Source organism: Nonomuraea antri (assembly GCF_013283785.1).
Classification (GTDB): Bacteria; Actinomycetota; Actinomycetes; order Streptosporangiales; family Streptosporangiaceae; genus Nonomuraea; species Nonomuraea antri.
Genome location: NZ_JABCPZ010000026.1, coordinates 35,689 through 49,764 on the forward strand (window position 1 = coordinate 35,689; position 14,076 = coordinate 49,764).

Consider the following 14,076-nt stretch of genomic DNA (forward strand, 5'->3'; position numbering starts at 1 on the left):
GCTCGGCTGTGAGCGCCGGATGCCGAGCGGCTCACGTCGGCGAGCCATCGAAGGTCATGACCGCAAGCACTCGCTTCATCCCGACGGCTCGGGCTCAGGCCCACGGCGATTCGCCGAGATAGTTGCGGTCGTTGACCCATGCCTCCGAATGCACCTTGGCGTGCACGGAGAGGGTCCGTCCGAAGCACACCGACCAGGAGTGGGGCCCGACACCCGAGGAGGAGCAGATCCAGTCGCCCATGACGACGTCCGCGGTACTCAGGTCCACATAAACCCTCGCGCTGAAGAGGCTGGATCGGTTGTTGCGGACGATCACAGCCCCTTGCGCGGCGGTCCCACCCGGCGACCTGATCGCGCAGACCTGCGCGATCACGTCGCTGGCGATCTTCTTGGAGCCGGCGCAGCGCCACGTGCTGGAGCTGGCGGTGATCGGGTTGGTGTTGCCGTACGGGCGCCAGCTGCCATCTCCGATGTCGGAGGCGCCGGCGGTTGCCGCGACCGTGGTCAGCGCGGTGGCGCCGGCGGGTGCCGCTCCCGCGACCAGGGGCAGTGCGGTGGCAGCGGCCAGAGCAAGGGCAGTCGCGAACCTTCTGGTGACGGTCATGGATTCGGTTCCTCCGTGATTTCGGTCGGATGTCACGACAGGCCGCAGAACCAGTGGACGACGTGATCTGCGCACCTGCGGACCTTTCGACACGGGTCGGAAAGAGATTTGGAACGGGATCCCGGGGGTGAAGCCTGCCGGCTCGTTCGTCGAGCATGTGGGCGGGCAGGTTAGTGGCGCTTTCATGGCGCTTTAGGGGCAGTTCAGGGTTGGTGGCGGCTCAGGGTTGGTGGCGGCTCAAGGCGCTGGCGGTTCAGGCGCATGAGCTCGATCTGGAGTGTGTCGCGCCGGCGCGGGTGTGTACCGGCGGTTGTCGGAGCGGTCACTTCGGGCTCGATGCCGACCGACCGGACAGGCGGAGCCCGGCCCGGGGGACCTGAGCGGGGTCGACGGCGTCGGTGCCGGTGGCGGTGCCGGTGCCGATAAGCGGCGGACCGCTAGTCCGGGGACTCTGCTGCGGTCATGAACCGCTGGCTGCGCGGCGACCGCCATCTGGACGCGGCACCTGTCCGGGCTGGGCTCCTTCACGCTTGGACCCGGCGCGAGGGCCTGCCAGCCGCCAGCCCGGCCCGCCGTCTGGAGCGACGCATCCCGCCTGCCCGCCTGCCCGCCTGCCCGCCTGCCCGCCTGCCCGCCTCTGCGATCGTGCCATCCCCGCCGTCCGGCTAGCGCAGGTCTTCAGCGACTATCGTCACCTGCTGCGCAAGCGGCTCCGTGGTGATCTTCTACGAGGCAGGAGCCCGGGCCGAAGGGGTACTGTCCCTCAGGGGCGAAGAGTTCGATCCTGAGTTCCGCCGCGCCCGCGTCACATTTCGGTGCGGCGTCCTCCAAATACGTGCGTTGGTTTCTCGCCGCTGGCCGTCGACCTCGAGATCGGCGCCCGTCGGCCCTCTGTAACCCACGCGCCACGATTCGGTCATGCCCGCTCGCCCCGCGTTCTGAGGGCCGCAGCCTCATGAGCGGTCAGTTCTTACGTGGTGTGACCGCGCAGAGATAGGTCGATTCCTCCAGCAGTCCCGCTGTCAGCTTGAGCCCGGTCAGGTTCTCGGCCAGTGCGAAGACGGCTCCGATCTGTGTTGCGGTGTCGTCGAGGAAGAAAATCGTGCACGATCGGACGCCGCATGCCAGATCCAATCCCGCCCGTCGCATGGCCTCTAATGCTCCGTCCGGGTCACTGCCATGGCGATCGGCTGCGAAGGGCGGTTCGAACCCCAGTCGTATTTCGCCGTCCTCGGCCCAGTAGAAGCGCTGGACCGCGTTGACGTTGCTGAAGTGGGACACCAGCCGCGTGCCGGCGGACAACGGCTTGATGATCTTCGGACGGGATCCCATGAAGCCGTTGGGCTCGACGATGAGACACCAGCCGCCGACGTCCGTGGCTCCGAAGAAGTGGCCGGGCCAGCCGCCGTAGGGGCCGGGACCGGCGTAAGCAGCGTTGTCCAGGTCGTCGAAGCTCATGCCGGAAGGAACGTCGTCGAACCAGTCGCTGAATCGCGCCACAACGTCTTCGGTACGTGCATCGAGTCGCGTCACGACGTCTTCAGGAGCCAGGCCCTTGACCAGCGTGATGCAGTACGCCTCCCACAAGCTTGGAAACCGGTCGTAGAACCAGCGGTAGTCGGCTGCTGTTGCGATCACGTCCTCATGCTGCCAGCGGTGACCGGCAAACGATCAACGCGAGGCGACTGGCTCCAATACGGTCCTAGTGCCTCTTCCCGCAGTTCCCTTGGCTCTGCGGCTGGACGTCCTCCGGATCGCGAAGGAGCGGCTGGTGCTGAGCCTAAGCGGATTTCGCCGAACCCGCCAATGATGATCTTGCACATTGCCTGCCTCGGCGCGTTCTGGATCTAGGGAGGTTCCGTGTCGCCCTGCCTGCTCTCGCGCCGATGGATGAGCATTATGGTGCAAAGGACGCACCTGCGCCCCTGGCAGGCGCGATGAGCAGCAGTAGCCGCAGCTCGCCTCGCGGCACCGGCTGTCGAAGGCTCCCGGGGAGATGAGATTGCGGCCCTCCCGATGGCTGCGAGCGCCGACGGGTGTTGAGCCTGCCCTGCGGCCGGATGGGGGTAGGAGCGGGTCGTGATCGTAGAGCGATACCGCACTGGCTGGGTTGGGTGCGGCGGCTTCGCCGTCTCGGATCTGCCAGGTACGGGCTCTGCGGCCTCCTCCGGGCGACGGCCTCGTTATCGAGGTCCGCGCACCGGACGGCCAGCCGGGCGAGGCGACGGCGGTGGAGGCGACGGTGGTGGAGGGCCCAGCGTGATGGCGGGCCCAGGGTGGTGACCGACCGGCGCGTGGGCTTGGATCGGACCGTGGCCGAGGTGTCTGGGGGTGATGTAGCGCGAGCTGATGGCGTCCGGACGTCGGTCGGTTTGTTTCGGGGAGTGCGTCCCGGGCGATCTGCTGGAGCTGTCCAGCCAGTTGGTCAGGTGGGAACAGCCAGAGGCCGAGCGAGTCCGCACCGGCCGCCAGCAGTTCCTGGAGCCGTTCGCGCACGTGGCCAGGGCGGCCGGCGACGGCGAATTCGTCGATCCAGGCGTCCTCGACAACGAGCGGTTCGTTCTCTCCCAGCTTCGCGGTCCGGTCGCGGATCTCAGCGCCGTGCCGGGAGTGCTCGATCAGTGCCGTGTGTGCTTCGGCCTTGAGGAAGAAGCCGACGGCCTCGCGTACCGCGTCGCGGGCCGCCCGCTCGTCGTCGTCCACCGCGGCCAGCACGAACGCCGTGATCGGCGGCGTCGGCCTGCCCGCCGCGCTCACCTGTTCCCGCGCCCAGCTCACGTACGTAGGGCCGGCCAGGACCGACAGCAGGATCCCGTCCGCGATGGCACCGGCGGCGCGGAGCGCACGCGCGTTGACCGCTCCAATCCACAGCTCCGGCGGCTGCTCGGGAGGAAACTCCAGCCGGATGCCGGAGAACTGGTGCGTGCTCGTCCGGCGATCGACGGTGGCGCCGCTCAGGAGTTCGCGCAGGACGTCGAAGGTCTCGGTGACCGCGGTCAGCGGGCGTTCAGGCAGCAGTCCCATCTGACGGAGCCAGTGCGTATTGCCCAGCCCGACGGCGGCCCGGGTACGTCCTGGGTACATCCGGGCCAGACCGGACAGCTCCATGGCCAGCACCGCCGGGTGCCGGGTCATCACGCTGGCCAGCCCGAGGCCGGCGGGGACGGTACGGGTGGCGGCCAGCAGCTGGGTCAGCCCGGACAGGCCGCCCGTGAAGAAGCAGTCCTCCGAGAACCACAGCTCACCGAAGCCGAGCCGTTCGGCCAGCGCAGCGCCCTGGGTCAGTTCCTCCGGCGGGGTCAAGCTGCCGAACACGATCCCGATGTCGCTCGTGTCCATCGTGCGTCCCTCCTGGGCACCTGTTGGAGTTGGGAAGGTCTCCAACCGGTCGCGGTTCGAGCGCCTCCACAAATGGACGGAATGTCCACTTACACTCCAGCGCAACCGGACGCCTTGTCCAGTTATTCCGACCCAGGAGGCCCAGATCCTGATATTTCAGCGGCACGCATCGATCATTGAGGTGTTGTCGCTGCTCAGCATCCTGACGGCTCATCTGGCCGCGTCGTACCGCCGCCGCCCCATGCGGGCGAGCACGCCAACGACCCATCACAAACCCTCACCGCGGCGGCTCAAAGGCGTAGGTTCCACTGACACAGACGATGGCGCAGGAGCCGGATTCCCGGTATCGCGACCACTTTCGTGCCGCTGTCGCAGGTGCGGCACAGCCCGGCCGAGGCTGGCCGGTGTCTCGGCGGCCGACTGATAGGCGCCCCCGCGAACTCACTCCGCACACCGGCGGATGCCGCAGGCCCGTCACCGTCACGGTCCGGCCCACGCTCGCACCGGCCTCGACCACAGACCGCATCTCTGCCCGCCTCCCCCACCGAACCCTGCTCGCGCTGGAGTTACGCCAACCGCAGCAGGAGTGCTCCCACCTGCCGGTCTCTCCGAGGCAGGCAGTGATCGGGTCGGTCGGGTGGCGGGCTGCACACGTCCCCAGCTACGCGGCCAACGCCGTCCCAACGCAGTCGTCGTCGTATGCGGCGGCGATCGGGGCCCAGACCCGCAGCTCGTCCTGGTAATAGCCGAGCTTTCCGTATGGGATGAGGTGGGCGCCTCCGGTTTCGGTCACCGCGCCGCGCGCCCGCCAGCCACAGCAGGAACGTTCCCCCGCGCGGACGCGGTTCGTCGCGCGGAACTCCGCGTCACCGTTCGCCTCGGCGCGCCCCGCCCTACCCGTCGAGGCGCTGGTTCGCGTTTCCGCCATCCCCTCCATCCGCGCCGTCACCACGGCCGTGCCGGCGAGCGACCCCGGGCCGAGCACGGCGGCTCCCGCCACGCCCGTGACGGCCACCTTCCCGGTGGAGCTGTCGGCCGGTTTGTCCCCGTCCGCGCCCCGGTTGCAGACGGACCGGTTCGAAACGCTCTCCAGGGCCCTGACCTCGGCCCGGGTCCAGGTGCGGTACTCGTCCAGCGTGAACTCCCCGTAGTAGGCAACACCGGCTAAGTATTCGTAAGTAGTCACATTGGGCTCCGATCCCGAGCCGGCCGCCTGGTCGTCCCAGACGGCCTCGGTCGCCGCGTGGTCGCCCGGACTTCGCCGTCCGGGCCGGGCGGCGCGCCGCTGGCGCGGTCCTTGGGCGAGTACGTCACCGGGATGTCCGTCGGGCACCCGAATGATGATCCGGTCGAGCCGCGTACGCATCCAGAACGTGAGGTCGGTCACCTCACGGATCTGCCGATAGTGCCGGTGACGTCGCCTTTCAGCAGCTCCATGATCACCTCCAGCAGGACGGGTCGTACGGCGAGTCTGTTCCGCCGCCCTTGCAAGATCCTGATCGAGAGTTGAATTGCGAGTAAGGTTCAGCCGTGGCACCCAACCCCACGTTTCGATTGCTGGGCACTGTCGGTCTGTGGCGCGAGGGAAGGCACCTCGGTCCGGTCACCGGGCAGCAACGCGCCGTGCTCGCACTCCTGCTGCTCGATCGCGGCCATTCCGTGGCCGTGGACCGCATGATCACCGCCCTCTGGGGGACCGCGCCGCCACGTACGGCGCGGAACTCCGTCCAGGTGCAGATCTCGCGGCTGCGCCGCTTCCTGTCGCCCCTGATCCACGCGCCCGTCCGGGCGGTGGGTCACGGCTACCGCCTGGACGTCCCGCCGGAGGAGGTCGACCTCTTCCGCTTCCGCGCGCTGGTCCAACGGGCCCGGCGGAGCGACGCGCAGGCCTCGCGGCGGCTGCTGGCGCAGGCGCTGGAGGAGTGGCAGGGCCAGGCGCTCGCGGACGTGGTCGGCGACTGGCTCGCGGACGTCGTGGCCCCCAACCTGGAGAACGAGCGCCGTGACGTGATCGAGGAGCTGGCCAGGCTGGAGATCCACGCGGGCCTGCCGGCGGAAGCGGTGACCAGGCTGGCTCCGCTGCACGCCGCCGACCCGCTGCGCGAGGACACCGCCGCCCTGCTTCTCACCGCTCTGCACAGATCGGGCAGGCGCGCCGAGGCTCTGGACCTGTTCCAGCGCGTACGCCGACGTCTCATCGACGAGCTCGGCATCGAGCCTGGAGCACCCCTCACCCGAGCGCATGAGGACACACTGCGCGACGCGCCGAGCGACGCGCGAAGTCAGGACCCGACCGGCGCGCCTCAAGAGCAGCGCGACAACGGCGTCTCGACGCCGCCGTTCGGCGTGAAGGCGCCTCGGCAGCTCCCCCCTGACAACGTTTACTTCTGCGGACGCGAGGCGGAACTCCGCGTGCTCGACGCCATGGTCCGCGAGGGCGCGGACAGTTCCGCCACCGCACCCGCGGTAGGCGTGATCACCGGCATCGGCGGCGTCGGAAAGACCGCGCTCGTCGTGCACTGGGCGCACCAGATGCAGGATCACTTCCCCGACGGGCAGCTCTACATCAACCTGCGCGGGTTCGGCCCCTCCGGGACCCCGCTGGCGGCCGAGCACGCGCTGCAGACGTTCCTCGTGGCGCTGGGTGTGTCGCAGGCCCGCATCCCGGCCACGCAGGAGGCACAGCTCGGGCTGTTCCGCAGCCTGCTGGCCGGACGCCGGTTCCTGGTGCTGCTGGACAACGCCCGCGACGCGGACCAGGTCCGGTTACTCCTGCCCAGTTCCCCCAGTTGCCTGGTCCTGGTGACGAGCCGGCACGAGCTCACCTCGCTCGTGGCGATGGAGGGCGCGCGACCGCTCAGCCTCGCCCCCCTCGACCACACGGGGTCGCGCAGGTTCATCGCCTTCCGGCTCGGCGACGACCGGATCGACCGGGAGCCGAAGGCCGTCGACCGGATCGTGCAGCGATGCGGCGGCCTGCCGCTGGCGCTGGCGACCCTCAGCGCCCGGGCGGTCATGCGGCCGCGGTTCGCCCTCGCCGATCTCTTCCCTCGCCGGTGGGAGACGGAGACGGGCCTCGACCCCTTCGCCGTCGAGGACGCGGCGACGAACCTCCGGGCCGTGTTCTCCTGGTCTCACCAGGCCCTCGACGAGCCGGCCGCGGACCTCTTCCGGCTGCTCGGCCTGCACCCGAGCCCGGAGTTCTCGACCGCGGCCGCCGCCAGCCTCCGCGGATGCTCGATCAGCGAGGCGGGCCGGCTGCTGTCCCATCTGGCCGAGGCGAACCTCATCACCGAGGTCTCGTTGGATCACCACGTCTTCCACGACCTGGTCTGGGCCTACGCGAACGAGCTCGCCCAGCGGGACGTGACCGCGGAGCGGCGCTCGGCGGCGCTGGGCCGCATGCTCGCCCACTACCTGCACACGGCAGGCCGCGCCGATCTGCAGATCAACCGGAACCACCAGATGCCCTACAGTCTCGGTGTCGCCCCCGATGACGTCTCCGTCTCCGACATCGACGGCACCGCCCACGCGTTGGACTGGTTCCGGCGGGAGTACCTGACCATGACCGCCGCCGTCGGCGTGGCGGCCGAGCACGGGTTCGACACGTTCACCTGGCAACTGACGCGCGTCCTGCGCACCTTCCTGTACCGCAACGGTCACTTCGAGGAGCAGGCCGAGCTGCACCGGCTGGCGCTGCGCTCGGCAACCGTGCTCAAGAACGCTTCCGCCCAGGCGTACTGCCTGTTCGGGCTGGGCCAGGCGCTCTGCCGCCTCCACCGCTTCGACGAGGCCGGCGAGGAGCTGCGCGCGGCCCAGGATCTCTACGCCGGCCTGGACGACCACATCGGCCAGGCCGCTGTGACCACCCACCTGGGGGTTCTCCACGGGCAACGGGGGGATCTCGAGTCGGCGCTGGAGCTCTGCGAGCTGTCCCTGGAACACTCCCGCGCGGCCGGGCACCGGCCCGGGGAGGCGATGGCGCTGAACAACGTGGGCTGGTTCCGCGCTCTGCTGGGTGACTACGAGGGAGCCAGGCTCTACTGCGAGGAGGCGCTCGAGATACTGAGAAGCGTCGGGGACATCGTCGGGGAGAGCGCCACGCTCGACAGCCTCGGTTACATCCATCGAAGCCTGAAGCAGTACGAGAAGGCCATCGCCTGCTACGAACAGACGCTGCTGCTGCGCCGAGGCCAGGAGCCGGTGTACGAGGCGGAGACGCTTCCCCAGCTCGCCGAGGCCCAGCTCGGCGCCGGCCTGCGCGAACAGGCCATCCAGACCCTGCGCCGCGCCCTGAGCATGCTGAGCGAGTACGGGCCGCGTGACGCGGAGGCGGTCCGAGCCAGGCTGGCCGAGCTGGAGGAGCAGGCGGACCCTGAGTCAGGCTGACAGACAGGGAGCGCGCTGCATGGGAGTGACGGGTTCAGCGCAGCCGGTCGAAGGTGCCCTTGGGAGCACCGTCGAAAGCGGCGCCGTCATCCTGCCGGCGGGCCAGGACTTGCGCGATCTCCTGCGGCGTGGCGGAGGAGTATTCGGGCCAGCGGTGCCAATGGTCGTGCGGGTAGCCGAGCAGCATGTTCAGTACGTTGACGACGGCGTTGTTCTGCTCGCCGGGATCGTCGGTGTGCGGCCACGTCCGCGCGATCCTGGAGATTTCTTCGCGGGTGAAGCCCATGAGAGTGTGAAACTCACAGTCGTCGAAGAACGGCCCGTCAACCGCCGCGTCCAGGCATTCCTTGATGACCTGCAGATCCCGATCGCTCATGCACTCGATGATCTCCCACTTCGGCGCCCTCCGGCGCGGCACGCGGCAGAAGGACGCGGCCCTCGACAGAACGGTCGGCGGGATGCTCGTCATCCATGTGAAGGCCGGAAAGAAGAACGGAGCCAGCAGGATGGCCGTCACGGACATCACCATGCGTGCCGCCGTGGCGCATCGGGAAGGCAGGGGGCGTGGCAGCGGTGCGGGTCGTAGTATGCGGTGATGGTCGCCTGGAAGGATTTCGCCGGGCAGTGCCCGAGAATCGCCCAGCTGTTCGCCCGCCGCCACGCCGCGACGGGCCACCTGTGCCTGCTGGCCACGCTCCGCTCCGACGGCTACCCCCGCATCAGCCCCATCGAGCCCGGCATCTTCGAGGGACGGCTGCTCCTCGTCGGCATGCCCGGCACCACCAAGTTCCGCGACCTGGCTCGCGATCCGCGCTTCTGCCTGCACACCGCGACCGTCGACCCGTACGCCGGAGAAGGCGACGCCAAGCTGTGGGGCGTCGTCAGCGACGTGCGGGACGTGGAGCTGCACCGGCGCTTCGCCGACCACCTGTTCCAGGAGTCCGGGTTCGACCTGCGGGGGCAGGACTTCGACCCGTTCTTCGTCGCCGACCTGACCGGCGCCTCCTCGGTGGAGCTGATCGACGACCGGCTCACGATCACCAGCTGGAAGCCAGGCGAGGGCGAACGCGTGGTGCGCAAGACCTGACCTCGGAACGTTCCTGGCCGGCCGTCGCGTTCTGCGGCCGGAGATTGACCAGGTCAATGTCATAACTTGACGCTACGATCTCCCGCATGCCGGACAATCAGCCCAAAAATGAGCACTCTTTTCAGGTTGACCTGCGCGGACTTGTCGATCTCCTGTCGCACCACCTTTACTCCAGCCCGCGCGTCTATCTGAGAGAGCTCCTGCAGAACGCGGTCGACGCGGTGACCGCGCGGCAGCGCGTGGACCCGAAGGCGCCCACCGCCATCCGGATCACCTTGGACGAGGCGGGGCTGCGGATCGACGACCCGGGCATCGGCTTGACGGAGGCGGACGTCCATCGCTTCCTGGCCACCATCGGCCGGTCCTCCAAGCGCGACGACCTGGAAGGGGCCCGGCGCGAGTTCCTCGGCCAGTTCGGCATCGGCCTCCTCGCCTGCTTCACCGTCGCCGAGCGGATCCAGGTGATCAGCCGGTCGGCCGCCGTCCCGGACGCGCCGGCCGTCGAGTGGCTGGCCACCTCCGACGGAACGTACTCGGTCCGGCGGCTCGCGCCGGATGAGCGGGCCGATCCGGGAACGACCGTCCGCCTGACGCCACGCGCGGGGGCCGAGCGGTGGTTCGCCCCGGACGTGGTCACCGGCCTCGCCCGCGACTTCGGCTCGCTGCTGCCGTACGAGGTGACGATCGACACGGGCGGGCGCACGATCCGCACCACGGACAGCCCGCCGGTGTGGGACCGCGACTTCGCTTCCGCGGCCGCACGCCGGGCCGCGCTGATCGAGTACGGCGAGCGGGTGCTCGGCTTCACCGCGCTCGACGTCGTCGAACTCGACGTGGAGCTGGCCGGCATCAGGGGCGCCGCCTACGTGCTGCCGCAGGCGGCGAATCCGGCCGACAGCGGCCGCCACCGCGTCTACCTGAAGGGCATGCTGCTCAACGACGCGACCACCGGCCTGCTCCCGGAATGGGCGTTCTTCGTCCGCTGCGTGATCGACACGGACACGCTGCGCCCGACCGCGTCGCGTGAAGGTCTGTACGAGGACGAGACGCTGGTCGCGGTCCGCGAGGCGCTGGGGGTCCGGCTGCGTGACTGGCTCACCGGGCTGGCCGCGCAGGAGCCGCAGCGCCTGACCGCGTTCCTCGCCGTGCACAGCCTCGGGGTGAAGGCGATGGCCAGGCATGACGCCGAGCTGTTCCGGATCATGCTGCCGTATCTCACGTTGGAGACGACCGACGGCCAGGTCACGCTGGCCGAGGTCGCCGGCAGGCACCCGGTGATCCGGATCACGTCCACGGTCGAGGAGTTCCGGCAGATCGCGCCGATCGCGTCCGCCCACGGCGTGGGGGTCGTCAACGGGGGTTACACCTACGACAGCGAGCTGGTCGCGCTGCTGCCCGAGGCGGTGCCGGGGGTGGTGGTCGAGGAGCTCGGCTCGGACGTGGTCACCGCCGCCCTCGACCCGGTGGACAGCACGGACGAGCTGGCCATGGCCGGTTTCATGACGACGGCACGCGCCACGCTCGACCCGCTGGGCTGCGACGTGATCCTTCGCGCGTTCTTCCCCGCGTCGGTGTCCGCGCTGCATCTGGACTCCCGCGAGGCGCGCAACGAGCGGACCCGCGCGGAGATCGCCGCCGACGCGGACGACCTCTGGAGCGAGATCCTGGGCTCGCTCAAGTCCTCCGAGCCGCGCGCGCGACTCGTGCTCAACCACCGCAGCCCGGTGGTCCGCAGGCTCGCCACGATCGGCGATCGCGCGCTGCTCGTCACCGCCGTCGAGTCGCTGTACGGCCAGGCGCTGCTGATGACGCACCGGCCCCTGCGGTCGGTCGACACCGCGCTGCTCAACCGAGCCTTCGACGAGCTGCTCGGCTGGGCCGCCCAGAACGTGACCGAATCCACCGGAGAGGACGGCAAGGCATGAACGTCGCCGAGATCCGCGCTGCCCTGCGTCAGACCTACGCGTTGCCGCGCGGTCGCCAGAAGGCCGAACGTCTGGAGCTGCTCACCACCGCGGCCAAGGCCACCGACGACCGGTCGCTGGAAGCCGAAGTGCTGCTCACCCTCATCCAGGCCTACGAGTACGGCGCCGAAGGTGACCGCATGCCGATCGCGTTCGGACGGCTCCTGCGGATCTACGACGACTTCCCGGCCGAGGTGGGCGCGTTCAGCCATGACATCCACTGGCAGCTCAAGTGGATGAGCTTCCACCTCATCGGCAACCCGGCCGTGCCGCTGGCGACCATCCACCGTTGGCTCGACGAGCTGCAGAACCGCTACCGGCAGCGCGGATACAGCCCGCGCCCGATCCTCAGCCTGCGCTCGCTGCTGGCGCAGAACCTGGGCGACGAAGAAGCGGCCGCGGCGGCGATGGAGGCGTCGATCTCCGCTCCGCGCGACGAGATGTCCGACTGTGACGCCTGCGAGCGCAACGGCTGGGGCACCTGGCGGGCCAGGGCGGGTGACGACGCGGGGGCGCTGGAGCACTGGGCGCCGCTGATCGACGGCGAGCGGTCATGCATGGAGGAGCCGCACCGGGCCCTGGCCAGGGCGCTGCTCCCCCTGCTGCGCTCCGGACGGACCGAGGACGCGCGCAGCGCCTTCCTCAGGGGCTACTCGCTGGTCCGCCACAACGAGAACCTGCGCGAGCCGGTCGGCTACCACATCGAGTTCTGCGCGCTGACCGGCAACGAGGCGCGTGGCCTGGAGATCCTGAACGAGCACGCGTCCTGGCTCATGGAGCAGCACGGGGACGTCTCGCCCCGGGTCGGCTTCGTGAGCGGTGTCGTCGTGCTGCTGCGCCGTCTGACCACGCTGGGCCACGGCGGCATCAGGATCGGCGACCTGACTCTTGAGACGATTCTCGCCAGGCTCGAACAGGAGCTCAGCGAGCTGTGCGCCCGCTACGACACGCGTAACGGCAGCAGCGTGTTCAGCGAGCGCGTCGCCGAGCGCCTCGCCCGGGAGCCGTTGACGGACCGGCTGCCGCTCGGCGTCCCGGCGACGCTGCCGGCGCCGACCGACAGTGTGGCGCCGATCCAGGTGAAGGGCACCGGTTCCGGGCTCGACGAGCTGGTCGCGGAGGCGCGCCGCCTGTCCGAGATCCGCCATCCCCACGCCGACAGGGCGTGGGAACGCGTCGCGGCCGCCGGGCAGCCGCTGCCCGAGCTCGTGGCCGCGGAGGTCGCGTACGCCAAGGCGCTCTCCGTCCTGGACTCGGACCCCGGCGCCGCCCACGACGCGCTGCTGGCCGTCGCCGAGAGCTTCGACCGGCTCGCCGACACCGCCAAGAATCTGGCGGCACTCGCCGCCGCGGCCCTGGCGCGCTCCGAGGCCGGGGATCGGGCCGGAGGCGAGGCGATGGCGGCGAGCGTCACGGAGCGGGCGGAAAGCGCGTACGCGGCGGGAAGGCTCACCCCTGGCGAATACCTGACCGTGCGGAGAACCGCCCCCTTCATGGCGATGGCGGCGCTGCAACAGCTGGAGAACCCGGACGAGGCCGACCTCAAGGCCACCCACGCGCTGCTGGAGGCCGAACTCGCCCTGGCGGAGGAGCTCGCGGTGACCGAGCGCGCGGCCATGTACCACGACCTGCTGGCCCGGATCTCGTTCCCGCTCGGCGACGCGGACGGCGCGCGCGCCCATCTGCGGGCCGCCATGACCGGCTATCTCGAAGCCGAGCAGCCGTGGCGCGCCGCGCATCCCACCACGCTGCTCGGCGAGATCGCCCTCGGGAGCGACGATCCGAAGGCGGCGGAGGAGTTCGCGTCGAAGGCGATCGCGTACGGCGCCGATCTCGTCCCGCGCGAGCAGACCGCCCAGCTGAGCTCCCTGCTCGTCGAGGCCGTCTCGAGACAGCCCGGCAGGGAACGCGACCTGGTCGGCGCGGCGCTGACCGCGGCCGCCCGCTGGGACGGCCTGTCCGAACCCGACACCCTGCACAACACGTTCACGGCGGCGCGCGCCTACCACCATCTCGAAAGGCACCGCGAAGCGGCGGCGCTGTTCGAGGACGTGATCTCGAAGGTGGAGATCCCTTACGACGCGCCGGTCATCGCGATGACCCGGGGACAGTACGGCATCTCTCTACGCGAGCTGGGCCGCTACCGCGACGCCGCCGAGCAGTTCCTCAGAGGCGCGGAGCTGGTCCAGCATGACTCGGACCAGCGAGCCATGCATGCCGACCTGGCCTGGTCCGCCGCCGAAGCACTGCAGTACTCCGGGCAGAACGCGGAGGCGCTGCCCGCCTATCAGCGGGCGGCCGCGCTCTGGGCCGAGCTCGGCCGGCTCACCCCGCGCGTCCGCTGTCTTCGGTCGGTGGCCTGGTTGCTGCACTCCGCGGACGAGCCCGACTCCGAGGAGCGCCAGGACGCGGAACGGCCCGGCGTCGCCGAGATGCGTGCCGTCCTCGCCGAACTGGAAGGGCTGGCCGAGCACAGCCCGTCCGACGAGGTGCCGGCCGAGCTCGCGGAGACGCGCAAGCAGCTCGAGCAGATGCTCACGGGCGACTTCGACGACGACTACAACTACTACGACGACGAGGACTAGCGCGCCGGTCGGCGAGACCGCGGCGATTATCATCTTGATCACGAGAAAGGCACAGCGGCCGGCACCCGATGGGCGCCGGCGTGACCACGCCGCTGGCCGGCGGCTGAA

9 protein-coding genes are annotated in these 14,076 nt (G+C 69.9%); 4 read left to right on the forward strand and 5 right to left on the reverse strand.

Features of this window, described 5'->3' with window-relative positions; translation table 11 throughout:
* Window positions 1–94: 94 nt before the first annotated feature.
* The 4 genes from HII36_RS11630 to HII36_RS11645 form a co-directional block, all read right to left on the reverse strand.
* The gene (locus HII36_RS11630) at window positions 95–604 is read right to left on the reverse strand and encodes a hypothetical protein (RefSeq protein WP_173523133.1); all 510 of its coding nucleotides are present in this window, start codon (window positions 602–604) and stop codon (window positions 95–97) included.
* 963 nt (window positions 605–1,567) lie between these two features.
* Window positions 1,568–2,242, reverse strand: a complete 675-nt coding sequence (locus HII36_RS11635; RefSeq protein ID WP_173523134.1) for a DUF6461 domain-containing protein — start codon at window positions 2,240–2,242, stop codon at window positions 1,568–1,570.
* Between the two features lie 33 nt (window positions 2,243–2,275).
* Complete coding sequence (locus HII36_RS11640) at window positions 2,276–3,943, reverse strand: LLM class flavin-dependent oxidoreductase (protein WP_173523135.1); 1,668 nt, start codon at window positions 3,941–3,943, stop codon at window positions 2,276–2,278.
* A 661-nt stretch (window positions 3,944–4,604) separates the two neighbouring features.
* The gene (locus tag HII36_RS11645; protein ID WP_173523136.1) at window positions 4,605–5,330 is read right to left on the reverse strand and encodes a hypothetical protein; all 726 of its coding nucleotides are present in this window, start codon (window positions 5,328–5,330) and stop codon (window positions 4,605–4,607) included.
* Between the two features lie 143 nt (window positions 5,331–5,473).
* Here HII36_RS11645 and HII36_RS11650 point away from each other — a divergent pair, with 143 nt between their 5' ends.
* Entirely contained in the window at window positions 5,474–8,332 is a 2,859-nt protein-coding gene (locus tag HII36_RS11650) for an AfsR/SARP family transcriptional regulator (RefSeq protein ID WP_328807681.1), read from the forward strand.
* A 34-nt stretch (window positions 8,333–8,366) separates the two neighbouring features.
* Here the strand turns inward: HII36_RS11650 and HII36_RS11655 are convergent, their stop codons facing one another.
* The gene (locus HII36_RS11655; protein ID WP_173523138.1) at window positions 8,367–8,849 is read right to left on the reverse strand and encodes a hypothetical protein; all 483 of its coding nucleotides are present in this window, start codon (window positions 8,847–8,849) and stop codon (window positions 8,367–8,369) included.
* Between the two features lie 78 nt (window positions 8,850–8,927).
* On the opposite strand from HII36_RS11655, the gene HII36_RS11660 reads away from it, so the two are divergent.
* From HII36_RS11660 to HII36_RS11670, 3 genes are all read left to right on the forward strand, one after another.
* Window positions 8,928–9,419 (forward strand): pyridoxamine 5'-phosphate oxidase family protein, encoded by a 492-nt coding sequence (locus HII36_RS11660; protein ID WP_173523139.1) that lies wholly within the window; start codon window positions 8,928–8,930, stop codon window positions 9,417–9,419.
* An 86-nt stretch (window positions 9,420–9,505) separates the two neighbouring features.
* Window positions 9,506–11,344, forward strand: coding sequence for an HSP90 family protein (locus HII36_RS11665; protein WP_173523140.1), 1,839 nt, complete (start codon window positions 9,506–9,508; stop codon window positions 11,342–11,344).
* Window positions 11,341–13,968: a tetratricopeptide repeat protein gene (locus HII36_RS11670; protein ID WP_173523141.1), complete on the forward strand. Its 2,628-nt coding sequence runs from the start codon at window positions 11,341–11,343 to the stop codon at window positions 13,966–13,968. Before HII36_RS11665 ends, HII36_RS11670 begins: the two co-directional genes overlap by 4 nt.
* The last annotated feature ends 108 nt before the right edge of the window (window positions 13,969–14,076 follow it).

What these genes read in the sequence shown, in the direction of transcription:
- HII36_RS11660 (WP_173523139.1), top strand. Translation starts at nt 8,928, where the DNA reads ATGGTCGCCTGGAAGGATTTCGCCGGGCAGTGCCCGAGAATCGCCCAG.
- HII36_RS11665 (WP_173523140.1), top strand. Translation starts at nt 9,506, where the DNA reads ATGCCGGACAATCAGCCCAAAAATGAGCACTCTTTTCAGGTTGACCTG.
- HII36_RS11670 (WP_173523141.1), top strand. Translation starts at nt 11,341, where the DNA reads ATGAACGTCGCCGAGATCCGCGCTGCCCTGCGTCAGACCTACGCGTTG.
- HII36_RS11630 (WP_173523133.1), bottom strand. Translation starts at nt 604, where the DNA reads ATGACCGTCACCAGAAGGTTCGCGACTGCCCTTGCTCTGGCCGCTGCC.
- HII36_RS11640 (WP_173523135.1), bottom strand. Translation starts at nt 3,943, where the DNA reads ATGGACACGAGCGACATCGGGATCGTGTTCGGCAGCTTGACCCCGCCG.